Raw genomic sequence first — 25,651 nt, forward strand, 5'->3', positions numbered from 1 at the left:
CACCCGATCCCGCTCCGCCCCCGCGGGCCGCCCTGATCAGCCGGCGCCGGACGGGCCGAATGCCGCCGCAGGACGACGAGCGCAACACGCCACCTGCAGATGCCCGCCCACATCCACCGGCACGGCCGACCGGAAGACCGGTCGCCGTGGCCGGATCTGTGCGCGTGGCCTCCCCCGCAAGCGAGACCTTTTCAGAATCGATCACTCGAACCGACGCCTGCCTTCCACTCTCCCCCACCCCTCGCGGGAGGGGGCAGGGGGAGGGAGTGTCGATGACGGAAGCCGGCGTGGAATCGGCCAGGATTTCTGCGGGGCTGGTGGTGACGCTCAACGTCGATTCCATCGGCGCCAAACCCCTCCCCCTTCCCCCCTCCCGCAAGGGGAGGGGGAGGATAGAAGGGATGGGCCGGTCCAAGCGGCGGTATTCCGAAAAGCTCTCGCTTGCGGGAGAGGCAACGGGACAGCGCCGGTCGGCAGAGAACGTCTCGGCTAAGCCGCGAACAGCTCCGGCATCATCGACCGCGCCACCGGACGGAGGCGTTCGGCCTCGGCCTCGTCGATCCAGCGATAGGGGCGCCGCAGCCGGGTGCCGACCGGGCCCCAGCCGCCGATCGCCGCCAGCAGCTTGTCGAGCGCGGCGTTGGAGTAGCCGTGCTCGGCCCGGAACGGCACGACGTGCTCGTCCATGAAGCGGCGGATCCGGCGTTCAAGGTCGAGCGCCGCCTCCAGATCGCTCGCCATCCGGTCGGTCCAGGCCTGCGCCCCCGCCGGGCTGAGGCAGGCGACGTTGGAGAAGGCGCCGGCGGCGATGCTGTGCCTCATGCCGGTGGCGAGGTGGTGCCCCGGCACGAACAGCGCGGTGCCGGACAGATGCTGCTTCGCCGCCGCATACCAGGCGTCGTCGCCATCGGCGAGCTTGATCCCGGCCACCGCCGGCACGGCCCGGACCAGCCGGCCGAGCTCGTCCGGCGCCAGCACGCGCTTGGCGTGCGGCGGGTTGTAGAGGATCAGCGGCACCCCGCCGGCCGCCTCGGCCATCAGCTCGAGGAAATCCAGCGCCTCCGGCTCGGTCACCGGCCACCAATCCGGCAGCACCACCTGGATCGCCGCCGGCCCGAGGTCCCGTGCCAGCTTCACCCGCTCGCGCGCCAGGCTCGGGTCCGGCTGGCAGGCGCCGATGACGAAGGGCATCCCGGCGGCCCGGCATCGCTCGGCCAGCAGCCTCTGGATCGCGGCGTATTCCGCCTCGGTCTGGTTGTGCAGCTCGCCCGCGGTGCCGTTGGAGTAGATGCCGTCGACCCGCGCCGCGACCAGCAGGTCGATCTCCTCCGCCAGCCGGCCGAAATCGATGCTCTCGTCGGCCGCGATCGGCAGCAGCAGCGTCGCCCAGTTGCCGCGCAGCACGTCGTCCCTCCCGGTCATCGGCTGACATCCTGGCGGATGCAGGCCTTGAAGTGGCCGGGCTCCACCTCCTCCAGCACCGGCACCTGGCGGGCGCAGGCCTCGACCGCGTGCGGGCAGCGGGTGCGGAAGACGCAGCCCGAGGGCGGGTTGGCCGGGCTGGGGATGTCGCCCTTCAGGATCTGGCGTTGGCGCGGCCGGTCGGGGTCCGGCTCCGGGATCGCCGACAGCAGCGCCCGGGTGTAGGGGTGCTTCGGCGCGGCGTAGAGCCGCTCGCTCGGCGCGATCTCCATGATCCGGCCGAGATACAGCACGATCACCCGGTCGCAGATGTATTCCACCACCGCGAGGTCGTGGGAGATGAACAGCATGGTCAGGCCGAGGCGCAGCTGCAGGTCGCGCAGCAGGTTGACGATCTGCGCCTGCACCGAGACGTCGAGCGCCGAGACCGGCTCGTCCGCCACCAGGAACTCCGGCTCCAGCGCCAGGGCCCGGGCGATGCCGATGCGCTGGCGCTGGCCGCCGGAGAACTCATGGGCGTAGCGCTCGACCGCGTCGGCCGGCAGCTCCACCGCCTCCAACGCCGCCCGCGCCTTGGCCAGCCGCTCGCGGCCGGTGCCGATGCCCTGGATCGCCAGGCCCTCGGTCAGGATCTCGCCGATCGTCATGCGCGGCGACAGGCTGGCGAAGGGGTCCTGGAAGATGTACTGCATCCGCCGCCGCTGCCGGCGCATCTCGCCGCTGGACAGTTTGGTCAGGTCCTGGCCGTCGAACACGACCTCCCCGGCGGTCGGTTCGATCAGCCGCAGCACCGACCGGCCGATCGTGGTCTTGCCCGAGCCGGATTCGCCGACCAGGCCGACCACCTCGCCGCGGCCGACCTCGAAATTGATGTCGTCGAGCGCGCGCACCAGCGGGCCGCGGCCGAAGGTGCCGGGGCCGAAATGCTTGGCCAGGCCGCGCACGGCGAGAAGCGGATCGGCCATGGTCAGAGCTCCTGCCAGCGGATGCAGCGGCTGGTGTGGCCGGGGCCGACCTCGGCCGGTGCCGGCACCGCCGCTCGGCAGGCCTCGACCACATGCGGGCAGCGGGTGGCGAAGGCGCAGCCCGGCGGCATGGCGGCCAGGCTGGGCACCGTGCCCGGGATGGTGGCCAGTTTCTGCCCCGCCGCCTTCAGCCGCGTCGCCTCGCCCAGCTTCGGCACCGAGGCGAGCAGGCCGATGGTGTAGGGGTGGCGCGGGTGCCGGAACACCTCGCGCACCGGCCCGGTCTCGACGATCCGGCCGGCATACATCACCGCCACGCGATGGGCGATCTCGGCCACCACGCCGAGATTGTGGGTCACGAACAGCACCCCCATGCCGCGCTGGTCCTGCAGCCGGCGCAGCAGGTCGAGGATCTGCGCCTGGATGGTGACGTCGAGCGCCGTCGTCGGCTCATCGGCCAGCAGCAGCGTCGGGTCGCAGGCCAGCGCCATGGCGATGGTGGCGCGCTGGCGCATGCCGCCCGACAGCTCGTGCGGATACTGCGCCGCCCGCCGCTTCGGGTCGGGGATGCCGACGCTGTCGAGGAGATCGACCGCCGCGGCCCAGGCCGTCCGGCGGTCGCGGCCGAGATGGATGCGAACCGGCTCCGCGATCTGGTCGCCGATGGTGTAGACCGGGTTCAGGCTGGTCATCGGCTCCTGGAACACCATGCCGATGTCGTTGCCCCGGATCCGGCGCCGCGCCTCCCCGTCCAGCGTTGCCAGGTCCCTGCCCTGCCCATCCTTGCCGCGGAACCGGATCGACCCCGCAGCGACGCGCCCGGCCTTGGCCGGCAGCAGCCCCATGATGGAGAGGCTCGTCACCGACTTGCCGGAGCCGGACTCGCCGACCAGCGCGACCGTCTCCGCCGCGCCGATGGCGAGGTCGAGATCCGCCACCGCGGTCACCTCGCGGCCACGGATGCGGAACACTGTCCGCAGCCCCTGGACGTCGAGGATGGGGTGCTGAGCCTCTACCATCAGGATCCTCAGGCCAAGAGGCCGGTCGCCTTCAGGATCGCCTCGACCTTCGCGGCCTCGGCGTCGTTCAGCGCCCGCTGCGGCCGGGCCATGACGTTGGTGTCGATGATGCCGAGGCGGCGCATCGCAGTCTTGAAGCCGCCGACGCCAGCTGACCCGGCGCTGGTGCGCGGCAGGCTGACCCAGACGATCTCGAACAGCCGGCACAGCCGCTCCTGCTCCGCCCGCGCCGTCGCCCAGTCGCCCTTGCGGCACAGGTCGTAGAGGCGGACATAGCCATGCGGGTCGACATTGGCGAGGCCGGGCACGATGCCGTGGGCGCCGGCGGCCAAGGCGGAGTCGCAGACGATCTCCGACCCCGTCATCATCGCGATCTCCGGCCGGTCGGCCAGGTCCATCAGGGCGAAGCGGAAATTGCCGTCGTCGCCGCTGGAATCCTTCAGTCCGGCGATGGTGCCCTCGCGGGCGAGGGTCACCACGCTCGCCCGGTCGAGCTTGACGTGGACGCAGACCGGAATGTCGTAGGCGATGACCGGGACGTCGATCGCCTCGCGGATATAGCGGAAATGGTCGACCACCTCGGGCGCGCTGGTGCGGGCGTAGAACGGCGCCGTCACCACCACGGCGTCGACGCCGATCGACTGCGCCACCTTGGCATGGCCGATGACGCGGTCGGTGGTCGGGTCGATCACCCCGGCCAGCACGGGCACGCGGCCGTTCGCGACCTTGACCGCATGCTCCAGGATCCGCCGCCGCGTCGCTTCGTCATGGAACACCACCTCGCTGGTGGAGCCGAGCACGAACAGGCCGTGCACGCCGCCGCCGATAAGATGCTCGAGCACGCGGGTGAAGGACGGATAGTCGACCTGGAAATCCGCGGTCAGCGGGGTGACGACGGGCGGGACGACGCCCTGGAAGGCTGGGGCAGATGCCATGATGAAGGACTTTTCGGTCAGTTGAGTTCGGAACGGGGATCGAAGGCGTCGCGCAGTCCGTCGCCGACGAAGTTGATGGCGAGCACGGTGATCACCAGGGCGGCGCCCGGGAACAGCCACTGCCAGGGGTATTGCTCCAGCACCACGGTGCTGCGGGCGGCGTTCAGCATGTTGCCCCAGCTCGCCTCCGGCGGCGGCACGCCGAGGCCGAGGAAGGACAGGCCGGCCTCGAGCAGGATGGCGGCGGCGATCTGCAGCGTGGCGTAGACGACCAGGATGTCGATCGAGTTCGGCAGGCCGTGGCGCCACAGCAGGTGGCCGAGGCCGGCCCCCATGCCGCGCGACGCCACCACGAAGTCGCGCTCGCGCAGCTCCATCAGCCGGGCCCGCACCATGCGCGCCAGCACCGGCCAGGACAGCAGCGAGATGACGATGATGGTCGGCACGATGCCGGCGCCGGTGATCGAGGCCAGGACCAAGAGCGAGATCACCGGCGGCAGGGTCATGGCGAGGTCGACGAAGCGCATGATCGCGGCATCGGTGAAGCGCCCGGCCATGGCCGAGACCGAGCCGACCAGGAAGCCGATCACCACCGAGATCGCGACCGAGACCACGGCGACCAGCAGCGAGATGCGCCCGCCCTGCAGCACCCGGGCCAGGATGTCGCGGCCGACGCCGTCGGTGCCGAGCCAGTGTGCCGCGCTGGGTCCCTTGTTGAGGGCCAGCAGGTCGATGTCGTTCGGCTTGTGGCCGAGGATCAGCGGATAGCAGACGATCAGCACCAGCATCGGCACCAGGATGGCGAGGCCGGCCAGCGCCGCGCCGTTGGCGGCGAAGCGGCGGAAGGCGCGGGCCAGCGGGCCGTTGCCGCCGCGGGAGCGGGAGGTTTCGACGACCGTCATGTCAGGCCACCTGGATCCGCGGGTCGATCGCCGCATAGGCGATGTCGGTGAGCAGGTTGGCCAGGATCACGCAGGCGCCGACCACGAGGGTCGCGCCCATGATCACCGGATAGTCGCGGGTCTCCACCGCGCTGACCAGCAGCAGGCCCATGCCCGGCCAGTTGAAGACGCTTTCGAGGAAGATGGCGCCGCCGACCGCGATGCCGATGGTCGACCCGATCAGGGTGACGACCGGCAGCAGCGCGTTGCGCAGCGCGTGCTTCACGATGACCCAGAACTCCTTGACCCCCTTGGCGCGGGCGGAGCGGACATAGTCCTGGTTCAGCACCTCCAGGAGCGAGGCGCGCATGTAGCGCATGATCAGCGCGGCATGGCCGATCGAGAGCAAGAGGGCCGGCAGGATCAGGTGGCTGACCAGGTCGCCCAGCGAGAACGGTGCGCCGGGGGTCAGCATGCCGCCGGAGGGCGCCCAGCGCAGCAGCACGGAGAAGACGTAGAGGCCGACCAGCGCGGTCAGGAAGGCCGGGCTGGAGATGCCGAGGAAGGCGGCGACCGACAGGCCGAGATCGGTCGCCGAGTTGCGCCGGACGGCGCCGATGATGCCGGCGCCGATGCCGACGACGATGGCGATCGCCAGCCCTGTCCCCATCAGCAGCAGGGTCGGGCCGATCCGCTCGGCGACCAGCCCCAGCACGGTTTCGCCGTTGCGCTGCAGCGAGAAGCCGAGATCGCCGCGCAGCGCCCCGCCCAGCCAGGCCAGGTACTGCACCGGCAGCGGCTGGTCGAGGCCGAGACGGGCGCGCACCGCGGCCATCTCCTCCTGCGACATCGCCACATTCGGGTTGATGTAGGCGTCGATCGGGTCGCCGGGCGCGAGCCGGAGCAGGATGAAGATCAGCAGGCTGAGGGCGATCATCATCCCGACCCCGACCGCGAGGCGACGAAGGCAGAAATTCAGCATGTGCTGTCCTGACCGGACCGCCTCTCTAGTAAAAAAGCCGTCATTGCGAGGAGGCGAAGCCGACGAAGCAATCCAGGGGCCACAGCAAACGGCCCTGGATTGCTTCGCTGCGCTCGCAATGACGACCTACTCAATCGCCCACTTCTCAGGATGGGCGGCGAAGGGGCCGCCGGCCGGGGCCGGGGTCCAGACGAAGTCCCTCAGCTTGGTGGAAGCAACACCGTAGCGCTTGGCCACCCACATGGTGGCCCAGGGCAGGTTGGCGTTCATCGCCTTGCACACGGCCTGGTAGCGTTCCGGCCGCTTGGCGTCGTCGGTCTCGTTCAGCGCGGCGTCGAAGGCGGAAGTGACCTCCGGCATGCGGATGCGCAGGAAGTTGGCGCCGGCCGGCGGGATCTGCTTCTCGTTCAGCCCGATGTTGATGGCGCTCGGGTCCGGCCCGTTCTGCAGCCCGGCATAGACCAGCGGGAACTGCGACCAGTCGGGGTTCTGGGCGTAGATGGTGGCGTTGTAGGTCGGCGTGTCGACCGCCCGCGGCACCACGTTGATGCCCACCTGCGCCAGCATCGCCTGCACCGCGGCCAGCACGTTCGAGGCCAGCGGCGTGTTGTAGTAGGTCAAGAGCGGGATCGGCTTGCTGCCGTTGATCTGGTCCCAGCCGGCCTCGGCCAGCAGCTGCTTCGCCTTCTCCGGATCATAGGCGTAGCTGTCGATGCCCGGGGGCAGCAGGTGGTCGGCGACATAGCCGCAATTGGCGATCTCGGCAGCGCCCTTGTACAGGCTCTGCACTATCGCATCGCGGTTGATCGCGTGCATCACCGCCTGGCGCACGCGCACGTCCTTCCACAGCGGCACCTCCTGGTTGAAGCCCAGGTAGTTCACCACGAAAGAGTTGCCCTCGATCACCTTGAAGCCATCGTTGCCCTGGAAGGTCGCGACGTCGTCGGCCTCGACATAGCTGAAGGCGATCTCGCCGGAGCGCAGCGCCGCCACCGCCGCCGCGGTGTTGGCGAAGTAGCGGTTGATGATCCGGTCGGTCGCCGGCTTGCCGCCGCGGTAGTCCGGGTTGGCCGCCAGCTCGACATACTGGTCAATGACGTAACGCGAGAACTTGTAGGGGCCGGTGCCGATCGGCGACTTCGACCACCATTCATGCTTGGCCAGCGAATCCGACGGGATGTCCTTCAGCGCGTGCTGCGGCAGCATCATCAGCTGGGTCAGCGTCGCCAGCAGGCCGGCATTCGGCGCCGACAGCTTCAGCACCGCGGTCCTCGCGTCCGGCGTCTCGACCGAGGCGATGGCGCCGAGGCGGGCCGTGAACACCGTGCCGGTGGCGCCGTTCTTCGCCGTGTCGATGGTGAACTTCACATCGGCCGAGGTGAAGGGCTGGCCGTCATGCCATTTCGCGTCGGCCAGCTTGAAGGTGTATTGCAGCTTGTCGGCGCTGACCTCGTAGCTCGACGCCAGGTCGCCGACGATGCTCTCCAGCTTGTCGTCGTTGATCACCAGCGGCTCGAAATAGAGGCTGAGCCAGGTGAAGCCGCCGGTGGCGGACAGCGGGTTGAAGTTGCCCTGGAAGCCGCCCGGGCCGACATCGAACCCGCCGGTGATCGTCGATGGCTCCTGCGCCACGGCGGGCGTCGTGCCGCCCGGCGCCCAAGCCATGGCGGCGGCAAGCGCCAGCGCGGATGCCAGCATCCTGAATCTCATCTTATCCTCCCTGTCAGTTTTCTGCTTTCGCGCCCTTCCGGGTCGCGAGGAGACGGGCGATCCCGTCATAGTGCTGGTCGAGCCGGCTGCGGGCCGCGGCCCCGTCGCGCGCCTCGATCGCAGCGTAGATCTCCTGATGGTCCCGCCAGGTCGCCATCGGATCGGCATTGGCCAGGTTCACGAAGTCGGACGCCTTGTAGAAGGCCATCCAGAACACATCGATCAGGCTCGTCAGCATGCGGTTGTTCTGGCAGCGGAACAGCAGGGTGTGGAACTGCTGGTCCTCCTCGGCGAAGCTCTCGTTCCGCTCGGCCCGGCGGCGCATGCGCTCGACCGTGTCCTTCAGCTCCGCCAGGTCCGCCTCGCCGATCAGCGCGATGGTCTTGCCGATCAGCCCGACCTCCAGCACGCGGCGGATCTCCAGCACCTCCTCGACCTCGCGCAGCGCGCCGCCCAGGCCATAGGCCAGGTTGGCCAGCAGCGGTTCGAACGAGAAGGCCTTGACGAACACGCCGATGCCGCGCCGCGTCTCCAGGATGCCGAGCGATTCCAGCGCCTTGATCGCCTCGCGGACGGAGTTGCGGCTGACCCCGAGTTGCTGCGCCAGATCGTTCTCCGGCGGCAGCGGCGCACCGGGGGCCAGGGCGTTGTCGTCGATGTAGCTCTTCAGGCTCTCCTGCACCGAGACATGCAGCAAGGGCGGCCGGGCGAGCGGCTTGATCTCCTTCATCGGCGGCATCCCCGGATCAGCATGGCTTGATGGTTGCCGACTTGTAGGATATCTGTCAAGGCCATAAGCCGAGAGGGAGGATGAGATGGCCCGGGTGGCGTTGGCGGGCGTGGGGCATTGGCATGCCGGCATGCATCTGGAAGCGGCCCGTGCGGCGGGCGCGGAAGTCGTCGCCGCCTGGGATCCGGATCCGGCGGTCGCGGCCGGATTCGCCGCGGAGCACGGGGTGCCCCATGAGCCTACAATCGCAGCGCTGATCGCGGCGCGGCCCGACCTGACCGTTGTGATGGGCCGGCCGGACAGGGTGCCGGCGCTGGCCCTGGCCTGCATCGAGGCCAGCCTGCCGATCGTGCTGGAGAAGCCGGCGGCGGTGTCGACAGCAGCCCTCGAGCCGCTGGCCGAAGCAGCACAGCGCCGCGGCCTGTTCGTCGCCGTCCCCCTGCCCAACCGCTGCGGCCCGATCTGGGCCGAGATCGAGGCACTGCGCGGCGCCGGGCGGCTCGGCCCGGTCTCGCACGCCCAGTTCCGGATCGTGAACGGCCCGCCCGAGCGCTACCGGCTGGATGCGGTTCCCTGGGTGCTGGACCCGGCGATCGGCGGCGGTGGGGCACTGCGCAATCTCGGCATCCACGGCATCGACGCCGCGCTGGCCCTGGCCGGCGGCGCCGGGCTGACCGTCGTCTCGGCCTCGGTCGACCGGCGCCTGCATGGCGAGGCGGTCGAGGAATACGCGATCGTCACCCTGCGGGCGCCGGACGGCATGATCGCGACGGTCGAGGCGGGCTACACCTATGCCTCAATGGCGCCGGGCGGCGATTTCGAATGGCGGGTCTCGGCCCGCAACGCCTATCTGCTCGACCGCGGCGACAGCTGCCGCGTCGCCACGCTCGACGACGGGCGGGTGCGCGACCTGGCCCCGGTCCCGCCGGCGGACCGGTACAAGGCCTTCATGGCCGACACACTGGACCGCCTGGTGCGCGGCGTGGCGCCGGCGGTCGGGATCGCGGACTATCTGCAGGCCATGCGCCTGATCGACCGGGCTTACGAGGAGGCCGCAACATGACCGGCATCGGCATCATCGGCGCCGGCTTTTTCGGTGCGATCCATGCGCGAGCCCTCGTCGCCGTGCCGGGCGCGCGGGTCGCGGCGGTCTGCCGCCAGGACATCGACGCCGCCCGAGCCTTCGCACGGGAGCATGGCGGCAACGCCCATGCCCATTGGCAGGCGCTGCTCGACGACCCGGCGGTCGACGTGGTGCTGATCGCCACGCCGCATCACCTACACGCCGAGATGGCGATCGCCGCGGCGCAGGCGGGCAAGCACATCCTGCTGGAGAAGCCGATGGCGCCGACCGTCGCCGAATGCGACGCGATCAACGCCGCGGTGGCCGAAGCCGGAATCCATCTGATGGTCGGGCACGTCATGCATTTCGCCCTGCCTTGCCTCGCCGCCCGCGAGATCATCGCGGGCGGCGACATCGGCCGCCCGGTGCTCGGCAGCAGTTGGCTGATCAAGCTGTGGATGGAGGCAAATCGCCAGCCCTGGCACCTGTCACCGAAGACCGGCGGCGGCATGCTGCTGACCGCGGGGATCCACGCGCTCGACCGGCTGGTCTGGCTGATGGACGGCCCGGTGGCGGCGGTCTCGGCCATGGCCGGCACCCATTTCCACGACCAGGAGGCCGACGACACGGCGCTGATGCTGCTGCGCTTCGCCGATGGGCGGATCAGCCAGGTGGCGAGCATCGGCTACCGCGACGGCGGCGTCGGCTTCGCCATGGACCTGGTCTGCGAGGCCGGGACCCTGCGCCTCGATTTCGACCAGGGCGTCGCGATCGGCCGGGGCGGCACCTGGACCCCGGTGCCGCACTCGATCGAGCCGGACTGGGCGCAGCGCGCGGTCGAGCGCGAATGGCAGGCGATGCTGGCCCTGATCCAGGGCGCTGCGCCGAACCCGGCGGATGGTGCCTATGCCCGCCATCTCATCGCCTGCATCGAGGCGGCCCTGCAGTCCGAACAGTCCCGCCGCGAAGTGGCGCTGCCAGCCGCCCCTGAAGCAAATTCCTAATTCCAGATGGCAGTGTAAAATCTCAGATTCGTCTTGTGAGATGTCACGTACAATGCCACGCTACCGGGCATGTACGATCCATCCTCGCCCTTTGCCCAGGTTCGGGCGCCCGGCGCCGAGCCGAAGGCGGCCTTCGCCCTGAAGCGTCTTCGTCGGGCCGTGATCGAGTGCGAGCTGCGACCGGGCGCCGATTGTTCGGAGCCAGATCTCGCCAAGAGCTTCGGCCTGGGCCGCGCCGCCGTCCGCACCGCCCTCGTCACCCTGGCCGCAGAAGGGCTGGTCGCGGTCGAGCCGCGCCGCGGCTGGCGGGTGGCGCCGGTCACCGGCGCGCTGATCGGCGACGTGATCCGCGCCCGCAAGGCGGTCGAGCCCGCCCTGGCCGACCTCCGGCTGCCGCCCGACGCCGCCGCCCGGCTGACCGCGATGACCCGCATGGGGGCTGCGCTGCAGGGGCGCGAGGACCACCAGGCCCTGGTCACCTCGCGCGCCACCGACCGCCAGATCCTGGACCAGCTGGCCGCCCAGGCCGGCGGGCTGGTCGGAACCTGGCTGGACCAGGCATGGAACCAGGCGGACCGGGTCACGGCCTTCTTCGATCTCGCCGGACGGCACCATCGGCCGATCGAGCGTGAGCCGCTGATCGCCGCGCTCGCCGCCGGCGACGCCGAGGCGGCGCGACGAGAGATCGCGGCCGCGATCGCGGCCTTCCAGGACTTCGCCACCGACGCCCTGTTCTCCCTGTCCTCGTCCCTCGACGTGGCGGGGAGCGGCAGGCGCCAGCGACAAACCAGGCCGACGGCGCGCATGGCACGACCGGATCGGCCATCACAACAGGGGGACATCACATGACACGGATCGGAAACGGCTGGCTCGGCGCCGCCCTGGCGGTCTCGCTTTTGACGCTGGCAGCGCCGGCCATGGCCAAGGACCGCCTCACCGTCGACCTGGTGAACGAGCCGTCCTCGCTGGACCCGCAGCTGCAGTGGAACCCGGACAGCTACTACGTCTACCGCAACGTCTTCGACAACCTGGTCACCCGCGACGACAAGGGCGAGATCGTCCCGCAGGTCGCCACATCCTGGAAATACCTCTCGGACACCGAGATCGAGTTCCAGATCCGCGACGACATCACCTTCCATGACGGGCAGAAGCTGACGGCGGAGGACGTCGCCTTCAGCGTCCGCCGCATCACCGACCCGAAATTCGCCAGCCCGCAGCTGGGCCAGTTCAACAAGATCACCGGCGCCGAGGCGACCGGCCCGACCACGGTCCGCATCAAGACCGACGGCCCCTACCCCGCCCTTCTTGCCCAGCTGGTGAAGCTGTCGGTCGTGCCGAAGCACGTGGTCGAGGCCGTGGGCAACGACGCCTTCAACCAGAAGCCGGTCGGCAGCGGCCCGTATAAGTTCGAGGGCTGGCAGCGCGGCGTCGCCGTCACCCTGACCCGCAACGACGCCTATTGGGGCCAGAAGGGGCCGTTCCAGACCGCGGTGTTCCGCGCCGTGCCGGACGCCGCCACCCGCGTCGCCGACCTGCAGGCCGGCACCGCCGATCTCGTCGTCACCCTCGACAGCGACCTGGCCGCGCAGATCCAGGGCTCGGACAAGGTCAAGCCGCTGGTGGTGCTGACCGAGCGCGTCGCCTACCTGCGACTGAACCCGCTGAAGCCGCCCTTCGACAACCCCAAGCTGCGCCAGGCCGTGGCCTATGCCATCGACAAGGAGGGGCTGACCGAGGGCATCCTCGGCGGCTACGACAAGCCGGTGGCGGAGCTGCTGACCCCCGCCCATGTCGGCTGGACCGAGGGCATCGAGGGCTTCCCCTACGATCCGGAGAAGGCCAAGGCGCTGGTCGCCGAGGCCGGCGACGCGGCAAAGGCCGAGGCCGAGCTGTCCACCGCCCCGGTCTACGACCAGCGCATCGTCCAGGCGGTGCAGCAGCAGCTGACGGAGGTCGGCATCAACGTGAAGATCACGATGACCGACATGGCCAGCTATCTGAAGCGGTCGCAGGGCAAGCCGCAGGAAGGCGCGAGCATCACCTTCGGCCGCTGGTCCTGCGCCTGCCAGGATGCCGACGGCGTGCTGTTCCCCTTGCTGCACAGCAGCAGCGCCTGGTCGAACTACCGCAACGCCGAGGTCGACAAGCTGCTGGTCGAGGCGCGCTCGACCCTGGACGACGCCACCCGCTTCGACCGCTACGCCAAGGTCAACGAGATCGTCGCCACCGAGGTGCCGGCGCTGCCGCTGTACCAGGCCGCCATCATCTACGGCGCCGCCAAGGGGCTGAACTGGCAGCCGACGCCGAATGAGAGCCTGTTTCTGAACCGCATGTCCTGGACGGACTGACTATGGCGATCCCGTTCAAGCCCGCCCTGCTGGGCGCGGCGCTGGTCCTGGCCTCCGCCCTGGCCCTCCCGGCCCCGGCGGAGGCCAAGGACCGCTTCGTGGTCGACCTGGTCAACGAGCCGTCGACGCTGGACCCGCAGCTGCAGTGGAACCCGGACAGCTATTACGTCTACCGCAACATCTTCGACAACCTGGTCACCCGAGACGACAAGGGGCAGATCGTCCCGCAGATCGCGACGGCGTGGAAGGTGCTGTCCGACACCCAGGTCGAGTTCGAGATCCGCGACGGCGTCACCTTCCATGACGGCAGCCCGCTGACGCCGGAGGATATCGCCTTCAGCGTCCGCCGGATCATCGACCCGAAGCTCGCCAGCCCGCAGCAGGGCCAGTTCGACAAGATCGTGAAGGCCGAGGCGACGGGGCCGCACAGCGTCGTGCTGACCCTCGCCGGCCCCTACCCGGCGCTGCTGGCGCAGTTGGTGAAGCTGTCGATCGTGCCGAAGCATGTGGTCGAGGCGGTCGGCAACGACGCCTTCAACCTGAAGCCGGTCGGCAGCGGCCCGTACAAGTTCGACAGCTGGCAGCGCGGCGTCGCCGTCACCCTGACCCGCAATGACGCCTATTGGGGCCAGAAGGGGCCGTTCGCGACCGCGGTGTTCCGGGCGGTGCCCGACGCCGCCACCCGGCTGGCCGACATCCAGGCCGGCAGCGCCGACCTGGCGGTGTCGCTCGATTCCGACCTGGCCGGCCAGCTCGAGGCCTCGGGCCGAGGCAAGCGGCTCCACACCCTGACCGAGCGCCTGGCCTATCTGCGCCTGAATCCGACGAAGCCGCCCTTCGACGACCTGCGGCTGCGCCAGGCCGTGGCTTATGCCGTCGACAAGGAGGGCATCACCGAGGGCATCCTCGGCGGCCTGGACAAGCCGATCGGACAGATGCTGACGCCGGCGCATTTCGGCTGGTTCGACGACATCCCCGGCCTGCCCTACGACCCGGACAAGGCCAAGGCCCTGGTCGCCGAGGCTGGGGGATCGCCCAAGGTCGAGATCGCCACCGGCGCCTTCTTCGACCAGCGGGTGGTCCAGGCCATCCAGCAGGAGCTGGCGGATGTCGGTTTCGACGCCAGCATCAAGCTGGTCGACACCCCGACCTTCCTGAAGCTGATCCAGCAGGGCGCCCAGGGCGGCCCGGCCCTGGCTGTCAGCCGGTCCTCCTGCGCCTGCCAGGACGCGGACGGGGCGCTGTACCAGCTGTTCCATTCCGGCAATCCCTGGACCATTGTCGAGAGCAAGGAGCTCGATGCCTGGCTGGACGACGCCCGGGCGACGCTGGACAGCGACAAGCGGCTGACCGACTACCGCAAGGTCAGCACCTTCATCGCCAAGGAGATCCCGGTGGTGCCGCTGTTCCAGACCGTGGCGATCTACGGCGCCGCCAATCCGCTGCAATGGACGCCGACGCCGAACGAAAGCCTGTTCCTGAACCGCATGTCCTGGTCGGAATGACCGAGGACCGGCACCCGGCATGACCGCCTTTCTGCTCCGCCGCATTGGCCAAGCGCTGCTGACGATCTTCGGCGTGGCGACGCTGATCTTCTTCCTGCAGCGCCTGACCGGCGACCCGACCTATCTGCTGGTGCCGGACACCGCCACCCAGGCGGATATCGAGGCGCTGCGCCACGCGCTGGGCTTCGACCGGCCGCTCTGGATCCAGTACTTGTCCTTCCTGGGCGAGATCGCGCGCTTCGACCTCGGCCGGTCGGTGGTGCAGACCGTGCCGGTCCTGGACATCATCGCCTCGCGCCTGCCCTACACCCTGGCGCTGGCGGCCGGGGCGCTGCTGGTGGCCTGCGGAATCGGCATCCCGGTCGGGGTGGCGCTGGCCCTCTGGCGCGACCGCTGGGTGGCCCGGCTGCTGGCCGGGCTGGTGCTGGCGGCGCAGAGCATGCCGACCTTCTGGAGCGGCATCCTGATGATCCTGGTCTTCGCCGTGACGCTGGGCTGGCTGCCGCCCTCCTCCACCGGCGGGATCGACCATCTGGTGATGCCGTCGGTGGCGCTGGGCCTGCTCAGCATGGCGACCTTCGCCCGGGTGACGCGCACGGCGCTGCTGGAGGAGCTGTCGAAGGACTATGTCCGCACCGCCCGCGCCCGCGGCGCCGGCACCGTGCGCCTGCTGCTGCGCCACCTGGCCCGCAACGCGTCGATCCCGATCATCACCGTCGCCGGGCTGGAAATCTCGAACCTGCTGGCCGGCGCGGTGATCGTGGAGACGGTGTTCGCCTGGCCGGGGCTCGGCCAGCTGACGGTGCAGTCGATCCTGGCCCGCGACTTCCCGATCGTGCAGGGGGTGGTGCTGCTGGGGTCCTTCGTCACCGTCGCGTTGAACCTGCTGACCGACCTCCTCTACACCGCCGTCGACCCACGCATCCGGCTGGGGAACGCCCGATGAGCGCCGCCGTCGAGACGACCTCTCCGGCTCCGGCTGCCCGGCGGCCGCTGCGGCGGGCCCTGCCCTTCATCATCCTGCTGGTGCTGTTCGCCCTGGCCGCGGTGCTGGCGCCGCTGGTGGCGCCCTACGACCCGAACGCCCAGAACCTGCTGGGCCGGCTCAAGCCGCCCGGCACCGTCGCCCGCAACGTGCACTACCTGCTGGGCAGCGACGAGCTCGGCCGCGACCTGCTGAGCCGCCTGGTCTGGGGCGCCCGGGTCTCGCTCTTGGTCGCCGTGCTGTCGGTGCTGATCTCCGGCATCGTCGGCACCGTGCTCGGCATGCTCGCGGGCTATCTGCGCGGCCCCGTCGAGATGGTGGTGATGCGGGTGGTCGACGTGTTCCTGTCGGTGCCGGCGATCCTGCTGGCGATCATCACCGTCGCCGTGGTCGGCCCCGGCCTCTTGAACGTCATCCTGGTGCTGGCCCTGACACGCTGGCCGCGCTACGCCCGCGTCGCCTATGGCCAGACGCTGTCGATCGCCGGCCGGCCCTATGTCCGACTGTCGGCCTTCATGGGCGCCGGACCGCTGCGCGTGCTGTTCCGCCACATCCTGCCGAACATCCTGGGCGCCGTGACCGTGGTGGCGACGCTGGAGTTCGGGCTGATGGTGCTGTTCGAGGCCGGGCTGTCCTTCCTGGGCCTCGGCGTGCAGCCGCCGACCGCGAGCTGGGGCGCGATGCTGTCGACCGGCCGCAACTATGTCGCCACCGCCTGGTGGATCGCGACGTTTCCCGGGCTCTGCCTGTTCCTCCTGGTGCTCGCCGCCAACCTGATCGGCGACGCGCTGCGCGACCGTCTCGACCCCCACAGCCGATGAGGAGTCCCATGAACATTCCGAGCGATCTGAACGGCAAGCGCGTGGTGGTGACCGGCGCCTGCGGCGTGGTGGGCAGCTGGATCGCCGCCGCCTTCGCCGAGGCCGGCGCCAGCCTGTGCCTGACCGACACCTCGGAGCCCGACCTCGACCGCCTGGCCATGAACCTCAAGGGCGACCGCTTCGCCCATGCAGCCGACCTGCGCCAGGAGACCGCGATCGACGGCCTCGCCGCCGAGATCGCCCTGCGCTGGGGCACGGCGGACATCCTGGTCAACAATGCCGGGGTCTATCCCAGCGGCTTCCTGCTCGACATCGATGTCGAGGAATGGGACCGGATCTTCGACGTCAACCTGCGCGCGCCCTTCCTGCTGACCCGCGCCCTGGCGAAGCAGATGATCGCCGCCAAGGTCCCGGGCAGCATCATCAACATCTCCTCCGGCGCCTCGCGCAAGATGCGCCGGACCGTGGTGCCCTACTGCGTGTCCAAGGCCGCGCTGGACCGGCTGACCAAGGGCTTCGCGCTGGAGCTGGCGGAGTTCGGCATCCGGATCAACGCGGTCGAACCCGGCTTCATCGCCGGCAGCAAGGTCAGCCTTCTGACCGAGGAGCATGTCGAGGCGACCAGCGGGTCGATCCCGCTCGGCCGGCCGTCCTCCGCCGCCGATGTCGGCAATGCCGTGCTGTTCCTGGCCAGCGAGGCCGCCGCCTACATGACCGGGTCCACCATGACGGTCGACGGCGGCAACTCGATCGGGTCGATGGCCGTCTACCAGGCCAAGAAGTCGCCGCTCTAGGAGAAGTCCGATGGTCCAGCCCTGGCCGCGCTACCAATGGCCGGAAGGCCGCGACAGCGCCTTCTGCTTCACCGTCGATGTCGACGCGGATTCGCCCTATCTCTGGCAGCAGCGGGCGCCGGAGGCGACGCGGTCTCTGGGCCAGCTGGAGCAGCGGCGCTTCGGCCCGCGCCTCGGCATCTGGCGGCTGCTCGACCTGCTCGACCGCTTCGGCGTCAAGGGCAGCTTCTTCGTGCCCGGCGCGGTGGCCGAGGCCAACCCCGAGCTGCTGCCGGCCTTCCTGGAGCGTGGCCACGAGATCGGCCTGCACGGCTTCTTCCACGAGATCGTGGCGCAGAGCAGCGACGCCGAGTTCACTGGCGCGCTGGAGGCGGCGATCGAGGTGTTCCGGCGCCAGACCGGCGCGGTGCCGAAGGGCTTCCGGTCGCCGGCCTGGGAGATGACGCCGCACATGCTGGCGGAGATCCGCCGGCACGGCTTCTGGGACAGCTCGCTGGCCGGCGCCGACCACCCCTATGAGATCGACGGCGTGGTCGAGGTGCCGGTGCAATGGGCGATCGACGACGCCGTGTTCTTCAAATTCTCCGGCGGCGGCACCGACCAGTGGCCGCCCGAGGCGCCGGGGCCGATCCTGGAGGGCTGGCTGGACGAGTGGGAAGGCCTGCGCCGCCTGAACGGCCTGTTCATGCTGACCGTCCATGACTGGATCTCCGGCCGCGCCCAGCGGCTGCGGCTGCTGGAGCGCCTGCTGGAGCGGATCACCGCCGCGCCCGGAGTCTGGGTCGCCACGGTCGGCGAGGTGGCGGCGTATCACGCCGGCTCGGCCAATGCCGGGCGCTTCGTCGCCGCCTCCGCCATCCCCGGCCCGGTCGAGCCGCGGCGCTTCGGGCGCAAAGCATGAATCTGGCGTCGCGCAAGACCGAGATCCGCAGCCGCCACGGCCTCGTCGCCGCCCAGCACCGTTACGCGGCCGAGGCCGGCGCGGCGGTGCTGGCCCGCGGCGGCAACGCCATGGATGCGGCGGTGGTCGCGGCGCTGGTGCTGAGCGTGGTCGAGCCCTGGCTGTCCGGCATCGGCGGCGGCGGCTTCCTGCTGCATGCCGATGGCTTGAGCGGTGCGGTCTCGGCACTGGACTTCAACGTCCGGGCCCCGGCGGCGCTGGACCCGGCCGACTATCCGCTGGCGGGGGCCGACACCGGCAACTGGTTCCAGTGGCCGTCGGTGGTCGAGGACCGCAACCTGATCGGCGGCCCCTCGATCTGCGTCCCCGGCGCGGTCGCCGGCCTGGCCGTGGCGCTGGAACGCTTCGGCAGCATCGGCTGGGCCGAGGCGCTGGAACCGGCCATCGACCATGCCGAGCGCGGGCTGGAGATCGACTGGTACGCGGCCTTCTGCATCTCGATCGAGGCCGATGCGCTGGCCCGCTTCGCCCCCACCGCCGCGTTGCTGCTGGAGAACGGCCAGGCCCCGAAGGCGGCCGAAGGAAAGCATCGCCCGATGCCGGCCAAGGCCCGGATGCTGCGCCGGCTGGCGCAGGAAGGCGCCCGCGACTTCTACGAAGGTGAGACCGCGCGGGACCTGGCGGCCGACCTGGCCGAGGCCGGGTCGCGCATCACCGCCGCCGACCTCGCCGCCTACCGGCCGCGCTGGGCCGAGCCGCTGTGCGGCGGTTATCGCGATCGGCAGGTGTGGGCCATGCCGGGGCTGAGCGGCGGGCCGAGCCTGCTGGAGGCGCTGGACCTGCTGGCCCCGCGGACCGGCTGGGGCGACCGGCCTGATGCGCGGGCGGCGCTGGCCTATGCCCGGGCGGCGCGCGAGGCCTATCGCCGCCGGCTGACCGGCCTGGGCCATGCGGGCCTCTCCCGCGACCCCGGCTGCACCAGCCATGTCAGCGTGGTCGATGCGCAGGGCAACATGGTCTCGCTGACCAACACCCTGCTCTCGCGCTTCGGGTCGAAGGTGGTGCTGCCCCGCGCGGGCATCCTGATGAACAACGGCATGATGTGGTTCGACCCGCGGCCGGGCCAGCCCAACTCAATGGCCGGGGGCGCCCAGCCGCTGGCGAATATGTGCCCGCTGATCCTCGGCCGCGACGGCCGGCCGACGCTGGCGATCGGCGCCGCCGGCGGCCGGTCGATCTTCCCGGCCCTGCTGCAGCTGATCTCCTACGTCGTCGATTACGGCATGACGCTGGAAGAGGCGTTCCACACGCCGCGGGTCGACGCCAGCACCCCGACCATCAAGGTGAATGCGGCCGCAGCGCCGGACGCCGCCGCCGCCGTGGCCCGCGACTTCCCGGTGCAGATCGTCGAGGACACGCTGTATCCGGTGAATTTCGCCATCGCCTCGGCCTCCGCGCGCGATCCGGAGACCGGAGAGGCGGTCGGCATGGCGCATCCGACCAGCCCCTGGTCCGGCGTCGCGGTCGGAGGGCCGGCCGATGCCGGCTGAAGCGCCCCTTCTCGCCATCGACGGGCTGCGGGTCGCGATCGGCGGCCGGTCCGTGGTCGACGGGGTGTCGCTGTCGATCCGCCGCGGCGAGGTGCTGGCCCTGGTCGGCGAAAGCGGCTGCGGAAAGAGCCTGACCGCCCTGTCGGTGCTGCGTCTGCTGCCGGCCGCCGCGCGCGTCGCCGGCGGCACCGTCGCCATGGAGGGCACCGACCTGCTGGCGCTGGACGAGGCTTCGCTGCGCGACCTGCGCGGCAACCGGGTGTCGGTGATCTTCCAGGAGCCGGTGGCGTCGCTGAACCCGCTGGTCCGGGTCGGCGACCAGGTGGCGGAGAGCCTGCGGCTGCATCGCGGCGCGTCGGCCGCCACTGCACGGGCCGAGGCCGTGGCCATGCTGGCGCGGGTCGGCATCGCCGATCCGGAGCGTCGGGCCGGGCAGTTCCCGTTCGAGCTGTCGGGCGGCATGTGCCAGCGCGTGATGATCGCCTCGGCCCTGATCTGCCGGCCGGAGATCCTGATCGCCGACGAGCCGACCACGGCGCTGGACGTCACCATCCAGGCGCAGATCCTGGACCTGCTGAAGTCGCTGCGGGCCGAGGCCGGCAGCGCCATCCTGCTGATCACCCACGACATGGGCGTGGTCGCCGACATGGCCAACCGGGTGGCGGTGATGTATGGCGGCACGGTGGTCGAGAGCGGGCCGGTCGACGCCATCTTCGACGCCCCGGCTCATCCCTACACCAAGCTGCTGCTGGCCACCATGCCGCGGCTGGACGGCCCGCGCCGCGAGGAGCTGAAGACCATCACCGGCGCGGTGCCGGACGCGGCGCACTGGCCGCAGGGCTGCCGCTTCCGCACCCGCTGCCCGCTGGCCGATGAGCGCTGCGCCGAGACGCCGCCGCTGGAGCCGGCGCAGGGCGATGCCGGCCACTTGGCCGCGTGCTGGCACGGCGACCGCGTGGGGGCGCTGGCATGACCGGAGCAACGCTCCTCTCGGTCCGCGACCTCGCGGTGCATTTCCCGGTCCGCGGCGCCGCCAAGGGCGCCGTGGTCAAGGCGGTGGACGGCATCTCGCTGGAGCTCGAGGCCGGCCGCACCCTGGCGCTGGTCGGCGAAAGCGGCTGCGGCAAGTCGACCACCGGCTACGCCATCCTGGGGCTGGAGCGGGCGACGCGCGGCACCGTGGCCTTCGAGGGCCGCGACGTCACCCATGCCGCCCCGGCCGAACGCCGCGCCCTGGCCGGCGCCATGCAGATCGTGTTCCAGGACCCGAGCGCGGCGCTGGACCCGAAGATGCGGATCGGCGCCAGCATCGCCGAGCCGCTGGCGATCCGCGGCACGCCCGGTGCGGAATGCCGTCGGCGCGTGGCGGAGTTGCTGGACCTGGTCGGCCTGCCGGCCGGCTATGCCCAGCGCTATCCCAACGAGCTGTCGGGCGGGCAGCGCCAGCGGGTGGTGATCGCCCGCGCCCTGGCGCTGTCGCCGAAGCTGCTGGTCTGCGACGAGCCGGTCTCGGCGCTCGACGTCTCGATCCGCTCGCAGATCCTGAACCTGCTGGTGCGGCTGCAGGACCAGCTGGGCCTGGCCTATCTGTTCATCAGCCACGACCTGTCGGTGGTGCGCCACATCGCCGACCGGGTGGCGGTGATGTATCTCGGCACCATCGTCGAGCAGGGCGACACCGACGCCGTCTTCGCGGCGCCGCGCCACCCCTACACCGAGGCGCTGCTGTCGGCCATCCCGCTGCCCGACCCGCGGGCGCAGCGTCAGCGCCGCAAGATCATCCTGTCCGGCGACCTGCCGAGCCCGCTGGCCACGCCCACCGGCTGCCCCTTCGTCAGCCGCTGCCCGATCCGGGTCGAGGACTGCGCCGCCATCCGCCCGGTGCTGCGCCCGGCCGATGGCGGCACCGAGGCCGCCTGCCTGGTGCGCGCGGGGTGACGGCGGCGTGATGCCGGCTACAGCAGTCCCGGCACCACCAGCGCCAGCCAGGCCAGCAGCGGCCCGACCACCACGACGATGGCGCTGTAGATCAGCATCTGCCGGAAGAAGGCGTCGCGGTCGACGCCATGGGCATTGGCCACCACCAGCGCGCCATTGGTCGAGAACGGGCTGACATCGACGATGGTGGTCGAGATCGCGATCGCCGCTACCATGCCGGGCACGCCGAGATGGCCCTGCATCAACAGCGGCACGGCCAGCGGGATGGTGGCGCCCAGCACCGCGACCGAGGAGGCGAAGGCCGAGACCACGCCGGCGACGTAGCACAGCAGCAGCGCGCCCAGCAGCGGCATGGCCATGTCCGAAACGCCGCTGCCGACATAGTCGACCGCGCCGGCCTTCTGCAGCACGCCGATATAGGTGATGACGCCGCCGATCAGCAGCACGGTCGACCAGCTGACCTTGTCGACCGCGCCCTTCTGCCCGCGCGGGCAGAGCAGGGCCAGGACCACGGCGACGCTCATCGCCACCAGTCCGACATCCAGTTCGAACGCTAGGGTCGCGACGGCCAGCACCGCGAGACCCAGCAAGGTCAGCGCCTGCTCGCGGTCGAGCGCGACGTGATGGTCGTCGCCCTCGCGATGCACCGCCCCCAGCCGCGGCCCGGCCGGCCGCGCCGGCGTGCCGCCATGGCCGCGCACCGGCACCGAGGCGCCGGCCGGCACGGCATCGACCAGCCCCTCGAAATCCTCGGCCGGACGGCGCACCGATAGGCGATGGCCGCCGAACACGAAGAAGATCACCAATGAGATCAGGGCGTTAAAGGCCAGGCTGGACAGGAACAGCACGATCTCGTTGCCCGGCAGGCCGGCCTTTTCGACCACTTCATTGGTGATGCCGCCATAGATGCTGATCGGCGAGAAGCCGCCGCCCTGGGCGCCGTGCACCACCATCAGGCCCATCAGCATCGGGCTGATGCCGTAGCGGGCGGCAAAGCGCAGGGCAATCGGCGCGATGATGGCGACGGCGCCGGGGCTGACCGCTCCGATGCCGGTCAACAGGGCGGAGACCGCGAACATCATCCAGGGAATGGCCGCGATCCGGCCGCCGACCAAGCGCACCGCGTAGTGCACCAGCCAGTCGACCGTGCCGTTGTTCTGGGCGATGGCGAAGAGATAGGTGATGCCGACCAGGGTGACGAACAGGCCACCCGGGAAGCCGGCCAGGATGGCGTTGGCCGTCATTCCGACCGAGACCGTTCCGACCAGGAAGGCGAGCGCGAAGCCGAGGGCGCCCATGTTGATCGGCAGGGCGGTGGCGATGACGAACATCACCACCAGCCCGATGATGGATGCGATCTGCGCAGACACGTTTCCTCTCCCGTCGTTCTGGTTTATCGGCGGCCCCGTCCCCGGAGGCGTCAGCCCGTCCGGTCCGGCTCCAATGTCAGGAAGCGCGCCAGGGCGCTGCCGGCGTTGAGCATGTGCTCGCGCATGGCGAAGGCGGCCTCGTCCGGGTCGCCGCGGGTCATTGCCCGCAGGATCCGGCCATGCTCCTCGCGCGACTGGCCCAGGCGGTTGGGATAGCGCAGCTGGGTCCGCCGGAACGGCAGCAGCCGGGCGCGCAACTGCAGCGCGTGCTCGACCAGGAAGCCGTTGTGGGTGGCGCGGTAGATGCCTTCGTGGAAGGCCAGGTTGAAGGCATCGTAGCCGGCGATGTCGCCGGACTGCAGCAACCCCTCCGAGTCCTCGTGCAGCTCGATCAGCCGGCCGCGCTCCAGCGCCGTCATCCGGTTGGTGGCCATCCGCGCGCACATCGCCTCGATCTCGGCCGTGACCTCGAACATCTCGGACAGGGTCTCGATCGTCATCGGCAGCACGACGATGCCGCGGCGCGGCCGGATCTCGACCAGCCCGGCAGCGGCCAGATGGCGCACCGCCTCCCGCACCGGCGTCCGCGAGGCGCCGTAGGTCTCGGCCAGCTGCGCCTCGTCCAGCACCGTCCCGGGCGGCAGGCGGCCGGTGGAAATCTCGTCGGTCAGCGCCAGGCGGATCCGCTCCGACAGCGAAGCGCGGTCATCGGCTGGCGTATCCAGAGGGGCCAAGGAGCGAGCCTCCCGTGCACGTTAATTGGATTTAATGGCACGAGCGTATTCCAACATCTTGCCACATGCAATCTCCGTATTCATATTCGGCGACAGAAACGGTATGTGTATACGCCACCCGCGGAGAGACCGATGGAAGCCGCACGGACCTGGTCGACCCTGGCCTCACGCAAGCAGAGGCGCCTGGAGCGGGCCGCGGCCTTCGCCGACGGCCCGGTGCTGAGGCCGGAGCGGATCGGCGACGCGCTGACGGCGCTGATCGAGCCGGGCGACCGCGTCGCGCTCGAGGGCGACAACCAGAAGCAGGCCGATTTCCTGTCCCGGTCCCTGGCCAAACTCGATCCCGCCAAGGTCCATGACCTGCATTTGCTGATCTCGACCCTCGGTCGGCCCGAGCATCTCGACCTGTTCGAGCGCGGCATCGCCCGCAAGGTCGATTTCTCCTTCGCCGGGCCGCAGAGCCTGCGCGTGGCGCAGCTGCTGGAGGACGGCAAGCTCGAGATCGGCGCGATCTACACGTATGTCGAGCTCTACGCCCGGATGTTCGTCGACCTGACGCCGCAGGTGGCGCTGGTCTGCGCCGAGAAGGCCGACCGGCACGGCAACCTCTACACCGGCGCCAACACCGAGGACACGCCGACCATCGTCGAGGCCACCGCCTTCCGCCACGGCGTGGTGGTGGCCCAGGTCAACGAGATCGTCGACGAACTGCCGCGGGTCGATATCCCCGCCTCCTGGGTCGATTTCGTGGTCGAGGCCGACCGGCCCTTCGCGGTCGAGCCGCTGTTCACCCGCGACCCGCGCCATATCGGCGAGCTGCAGATCCTGATGGGGATGATGATCATCCGCGGCATCTACGAGCGGCACGGCGTCACCTCGCTGAACCACGGCATCGGCTTCGACACCGCGGCGGTGGAGCTGCTGCTGCCGACCTATGGCGAGAGCCTTGGCCTGAAGGGCAGGATCTGCCGCAACTGGGCGCTGAACCCGCATCCGACGCTGATCCCGGCGATCGAGAGCGGCTGGGTCGAGAGCGTCCACTGCTTCGGCAGCGAGGTCGGCATGGAGGACTACATCCGCGCCCGGCCGGACATCTTCTTCGTCGGCCGCGACGGCAGCCTGCGGTCGAACCGTGTGTTCTGCCAGCTGGCCGGGCAGTACGGCGTCGACCTGTTCATCGGCTCGACCCTGCAGATGGACGCGGACGGCAACTCCTCCACCGTCACGCTGGGCCGGCTGGCCGGGTTCGGCGGCGCGCCGAACATGGGCCACGACCCGCGCGGCCGCCGCCACGCCAGCGACGCCTGGCTCAGCCTGATGACGTCCAAGGCGCCGGTCGCGCGCGGCCGCAAGCTGGTGGTGCAGACGGTCGAGACCTTCAAGGCGGGCGGCGTGCCGGCCTTCGTCGAGACGCTCGACGCGGTCGAGGTCGGCCGCAACAGCGGCATGCCGATCGCCCCGGTGATGATCTATGGCGACGACGTCTCCCATGTCGTGACCGAGGAGGGCATCGCCTATCTCTACAAGGCCGAGGGCGGCCAGGAGCGGCGCGCCGCCATCGCCGCGGTGGCCGGCGCCACCGAGATCGGCCGGCGGGCGGAGGCGAAGCGCACGGCCGACCTCCGGTCCCGCGGCATCGTCGCCTATCCCGAGGATCTCGGCGTCAGCCGGCTGCAGGCGAACCGCTCGCTGCTGGCGGCGCGGTCGATCGACGACCTGGTGGACTGGTCCGGCGGGCTGTACCGCCCCCCTGCCCGGTTCCGCGGTTGGTGACCGGCGATGGGAAAGATCGACACTCTCATTCTGAGTCCCCCCTCCCCTCGCGGGAGGGGGCCAGGGGGAGGGGGTTCCTTCGGCAAGATCCGGCCCGAATTCTTGCAGGCCGGCGCGGACGGTGAGTTCGGCTCCCTGACCAATCGCGCGCGGACGCGCGCAGACCCCTCCCCCAGCCCCCCCCCCCCCCCCGGGGGGGGGGGGGCCACAAAAACCCCCGG

The 25,651-nt window shown here is 70.5% G+C and carries 23 protein-coding genes; 13 read left to right on the plus strand and 10 right to left on the minus strand.

The window, feature by feature from the left end; genetic code table 11:
* Positions 1 to 489 precede the first annotated feature (489 nt).
* The 8 genes from AAHM41_RS25170 to AAHM41_RS25205 form a co-directional block, all read right to left on the minus strand.
* Positions 490 to 1,422, minus strand: a complete 933-nt coding sequence (locus AAHM41_RS25170) for a dihydrodipicolinate synthase family protein (RefSeq protein WP_342239345.1) — start codon at positions 1,420 to 1,422, stop codon at positions 490 to 492.
* Positions 1,419 to 2,387 carry an ABC transporter ATP-binding protein gene (locus AAHM41_RS25175; protein ID WP_342239346.1) on the minus strand — a complete coding sequence of 323 codons (969 nt, stop codon included), beginning with the start codon at positions 2,385 to 2,387 and terminating at the stop codon, positions 1,419 to 1,421. Before AAHM41_RS25175 ends, AAHM41_RS25170 begins: the two co-directional genes overlap by 4 nt.
* Before the next feature lie 2 nt (positions 2,388 to 2,389).
* Entirely contained in the window at positions 2,390 to 3,406 is a 1,017-nt protein-coding gene (locus tag AAHM41_RS25180) for an ABC transporter ATP-binding protein (protein WP_342239347.1), read from the minus strand.
* Between the two features lie 8 nt (positions 3,407 to 3,414).
* Positions 3,415 to 4,341 (minus strand): dihydrodipicolinate synthase family protein, encoded by a 927-nt coding sequence (locus AAHM41_RS25185; protein WP_342239348.1) that lies wholly within the window; start codon positions 4,339 to 4,341, stop codon positions 3,415 to 3,417.
* 17 nt (positions 4,342 to 4,358) lie between these two features.
* Entirely contained in the window at positions 4,359 to 5,243 is an 885-nt protein-coding gene (locus tag AAHM41_RS25190) for an ABC transporter permease (protein WP_342239349.1), read from the minus strand.
* A 1-nt stretch (position 5,244) separates the two neighbouring features.
* A complete protein-coding gene (locus AAHM41_RS25195; RefSeq protein ID WP_342239350.1) occupies positions 5,245 to 6,204 on the minus strand; it encodes an ABC transporter permease in 960 nt (319 codons plus the stop codon).
* A 126-nt stretch (positions 6,205 to 6,330) separates the two neighbouring features.
* Entirely contained in the window at positions 6,331 to 7,914 is a 1,584-nt protein-coding gene (locus AAHM41_RS25200) for an ABC transporter substrate-binding protein (protein ID WP_342239351.1), read from the minus strand.
* Positions 7,915 to 7,927: 13 nt separating this feature from the next.
* On the minus strand, positions 7,928 to 8,644 hold the full coding sequence (locus AAHM41_RS25205; protein ID WP_342239352.1) for a FadR/GntR family transcriptional regulator: 717 nt from the start codon (positions 8,642 to 8,644) through the stop codon (positions 7,928 to 7,930).
* A gap of 85 nt (positions 8,645 to 8,729) precedes the next feature.
* On the opposite strand from AAHM41_RS25205, the gene AAHM41_RS25210 reads away from it, so the two are divergent.
* The 12 genes from AAHM41_RS25210 to AAHM41_RS25265 all read left to right on the plus strand — a co-directional run bounded on the left by AAHM41_RS25210 (position 8,730) and on the right by AAHM41_RS25265 (position 21,553).
* Positions 8,730 to 9,707 (plus strand): Gfo/Idh/MocA family protein, encoded by a 978-nt coding sequence (locus AAHM41_RS25210; protein WP_342239353.1) that lies wholly within the window; start codon positions 8,730 to 8,732, stop codon positions 9,705 to 9,707.
* Complete coding sequence (locus AAHM41_RS25215; RefSeq protein ID WP_342239354.1) at positions 9,704 to 10,711, plus strand: Gfo/Idh/MocA family protein; 1,008 nt, start codon at positions 9,704 to 9,706, stop codon at positions 10,709 to 10,711. The genes AAHM41_RS25210 and AAHM41_RS25215 overlap by 4 nt, the downstream gene beginning before the upstream one ends.
* 69 nt (positions 10,712 to 10,780) lie before the next feature.
* A complete protein-coding gene (locus AAHM41_RS25220; protein ID WP_342239355.1) occupies positions 10,781 to 11,560 on the plus strand; it encodes a GntR family transcriptional regulator in 780 nt (259 codons plus the stop codon).
* The gene (locus AAHM41_RS25225; protein WP_342239356.1) at positions 11,557 to 13,059 is read left to right on the plus strand and encodes an ABC transporter substrate-binding protein; all 1,503 of its coding nucleotides are present in this window, start codon (positions 11,557 to 11,559) and stop codon (positions 13,057 to 13,059) included. Before AAHM41_RS25220 ends, AAHM41_RS25225 begins: the two co-directional genes overlap by 4 nt.
* A 2-nt stretch (positions 13,060 to 13,061) precedes the next feature.
* Positions 13,062 to 14,564: an ABC transporter substrate-binding protein gene (locus AAHM41_RS25230; RefSeq protein ID WP_342239357.1), complete on the plus strand. Its 1,503-nt coding sequence runs from the start codon at positions 13,062 to 13,064 to the stop codon at positions 14,562 to 14,564.
* 19 nt (positions 14,565 to 14,583) lie between these two features.
* Positions 14,584 to 15,510: an ABC transporter permease gene (locus AAHM41_RS25235; RefSeq protein ID WP_342239358.1), complete on the plus strand. Its 927-nt coding sequence runs from the start codon at positions 14,584 to 14,586 to the stop codon at positions 15,508 to 15,510.
* A complete protein-coding gene (locus AAHM41_RS25240; RefSeq protein WP_342239359.1) occupies positions 15,507 to 16,370 on the plus strand; it encodes an ABC transporter permease in 864 nt (287 codons plus the stop codon). Before AAHM41_RS25235 ends, AAHM41_RS25240 begins: the two co-directional genes overlap by 4 nt.
* 8 nt (positions 16,371 to 16,378) lie before the next feature.
* Entirely contained in the window at positions 16,379 to 17,164 is a 786-nt protein-coding gene (locus AAHM41_RS25245; protein WP_342239360.1) for an SDR family NAD(P)-dependent oxidoreductase, read from the plus strand.
* Between the two features lie 10 nt (positions 17,165 to 17,174).
* A complete protein-coding gene (locus AAHM41_RS25250; RefSeq protein WP_342239361.1) occupies positions 17,175 to 18,065 on the plus strand; it encodes a polysaccharide deacetylase family protein in 891 nt (296 codons plus the stop codon).
* A complete protein-coding gene (locus AAHM41_RS25255) occupies positions 18,062 to 19,615 on the plus strand; it encodes a gamma-glutamyltransferase (protein ID WP_342239362.1) in 1,554 nt (517 codons plus the stop codon). The genes AAHM41_RS25250 and AAHM41_RS25255 overlap by 4 nt, the downstream gene beginning before the upstream one ends.
* A complete protein-coding gene (locus tag AAHM41_RS25260) occupies positions 19,605 to 20,588 on the plus strand; it encodes an ABC transporter ATP-binding protein (RefSeq protein ID WP_342239363.1) in 984 nt (327 codons plus the stop codon). Before AAHM41_RS25255 ends, AAHM41_RS25260 begins: the two co-directional genes overlap by 11 nt.
* The gene (locus AAHM41_RS25265; RefSeq protein ID WP_342239364.1) at positions 20,585 to 21,553 is read left to right on the plus strand and encodes an ABC transporter ATP-binding protein; all 969 of its coding nucleotides are present in this window, start codon (positions 20,585 to 20,587) and stop codon (positions 21,551 to 21,553) included. Before AAHM41_RS25260 ends, AAHM41_RS25265 begins: the two co-directional genes overlap by 4 nt.
* 17 nt (positions 21,554 to 21,570) lie before the next feature.
* On the opposite strand, the gene AAHM41_RS25270 is transcribed toward AAHM41_RS25265, so the two are convergent.
* Together AAHM41_RS25270 and AAHM41_RS25275 are read right to left on the minus strand one after the other, a co-directional pair.
* On the minus strand, positions 21,571 to 22,923 hold the full coding sequence (locus AAHM41_RS25270; RefSeq protein WP_342239365.1) for an SLC13 family permease: 1,353 nt from the start codon (positions 22,921 to 22,923) through the stop codon (positions 21,571 to 21,573).
* 50 nt (positions 22,924 to 22,973) lie between these two features.
* Positions 22,974 to 23,657, minus strand: coding sequence for a GntR family transcriptional regulator (locus AAHM41_RS25275; protein WP_342239366.1), 684 nt, complete (start codon positions 23,655 to 23,657; stop codon positions 22,974 to 22,976).
* Between the two features lie 132 nt (positions 23,658 to 23,789).
* Here AAHM41_RS25275 and mdcA point away from each other — a divergent pair, with 132 nt between their 5' ends.
* Positions 23,790 to 25,430 carry a malonate decarboxylase subunit alpha gene (gene mdcA, locus AAHM41_RS25280; protein WP_342239367.1) on the plus strand — a complete coding sequence of 547 codons (1,641 nt, stop codon included), beginning with the start codon at positions 23,790 to 23,792 and terminating at the stop codon, positions 25,428 to 25,430.
* The last annotated feature ends 221 nt before the right edge of the window (positions 25,431 to 25,651 follow it).

The sequence above is a fragment of the Inquilinus sp. OTU3971 genome, from assembly GCF_038440215.1.

Bases quoted from the DNA above. Each gene is read 5' to 3' on its own strand.
- AAHM41_RS25170 (WP_342239345.1), bottom strand. From the start codon at position 1,422: ATGACCGGGAGGGACGACGTGCTGCGCGGCAACTGGGCGACGCTGCTG.
- AAHM41_RS25175 (WP_342239346.1), bottom strand. From the start codon at position 2,387: ATGGCCGATCCGCTTCTCGCCGTGCGCGGCCTGGCCAAGCATTTCGGC.
- AAHM41_RS25180 (WP_342239347.1), bottom strand. From the start codon at position 3,406: ATGGTAGAGGCTCAGCACCCCATCCTCGACGTCCAGGGGCTGCGGACA.
- AAHM41_RS25185 (WP_342239348.1), bottom strand. From the start codon at position 4,341: ATGGCATCTGCCCCAGCCTTCCAGGGCGTCGTCCCGCCCGTCGTCACC.
- AAHM41_RS25190 (WP_342239349.1), bottom strand. From the start codon at position 5,243: ATGACGGTCGTCGAAACCTCCCGCTCCCGCGGCGGCAACGGCCCGCTG.
- AAHM41_RS25195 (WP_342239350.1), bottom strand. From the start codon at position 6,204: ATGCTGAATTTCTGCCTTCGTCGCCTCGCGGTCGGGGTCGGGATGATG.
- AAHM41_RS25200 (WP_342239351.1), bottom strand. From the start codon at position 7,914: ATGAGATTCAGGATGCTGGCATCCGCGCTGGCGCTTGCCGCCGCCATG.
- AAHM41_RS25205 (WP_342239352.1), bottom strand. From the start codon at position 8,644: ATGAAGGAGATCAAGCCGCTCGCCCGGCCGCCCTTGCTGCATGTCTCG.
- AAHM41_RS25210 (WP_342239353.1), top strand. From the start codon at position 8,730: ATGGCCCGGGTGGCGTTGGCGGGCGTGGGGCATTGGCATGCCGGCATG.
- AAHM41_RS25215 (WP_342239354.1), top strand. From the start codon at position 9,704: ATGACCGGCATCGGCATCATCGGCGCCGGCTTTTTCGGTGCGATCCAT.
- AAHM41_RS25220 (WP_342239355.1), top strand. From the start codon at position 10,781: ATGTACGATCCATCCTCGCCCTTTGCCCAGGTTCGGGCGCCCGGCGCC.
- AAHM41_RS25225 (WP_342239356.1), top strand. From the start codon at position 11,557: ATGACACGGATCGGAAACGGCTGGCTCGGCGCCGCCCTGGCGGTCTCG.
- AAHM41_RS25230 (WP_342239357.1), top strand. From the start codon at position 13,062: ATGGCGATCCCGTTCAAGCCCGCCCTGCTGGGCGCGGCGCTGGTCCTG.
- AAHM41_RS25235 (WP_342239358.1), top strand. From the start codon at position 14,584: ATGACCGCCTTTCTGCTCCGCCGCATTGGCCAAGCGCTGCTGACGATC.
- AAHM41_RS25240 (WP_342239359.1), top strand. From the start codon at position 15,507: ATGAGCGCCGCCGTCGAGACGACCTCTCCGGCTCCGGCTGCCCGGCGG.
- AAHM41_RS25245 (WP_342239360.1), top strand. From the start codon at position 16,379: ATGAACATTCCGAGCGATCTGAACGGCAAGCGCGTGGTGGTGACCGGC.
- AAHM41_RS25250 (WP_342239361.1), top strand. From the start codon at position 17,175: ATGGTCCAGCCCTGGCCGCGCTACCAATGGCCGGAAGGCCGCGACAGC.
- AAHM41_RS25255 (WP_342239362.1), top strand. From the start codon at position 18,062: ATGAATCTGGCGTCGCGCAAGACCGAGATCCGCAGCCGCCACGGCCTC.
- AAHM41_RS25260 (WP_342239363.1), top strand. From the start codon at position 19,605: ATGCCGGCTGAAGCGCCCCTTCTCGCCATCGACGGGCTGCGGGTCGCG.
- AAHM41_RS25265 (WP_342239364.1), top strand. From the start codon at position 20,585: ATGACCGGAGCAACGCTCCTCTCGGTCCGCGACCTCGCGGTGCATTTC.
- mdcA (WP_342239367.1), top strand. From the start codon at position 23,790: ATGGAAGCCGCACGGACCTGGTCGACCCTGGCCTCACGCAAGCAGAGG.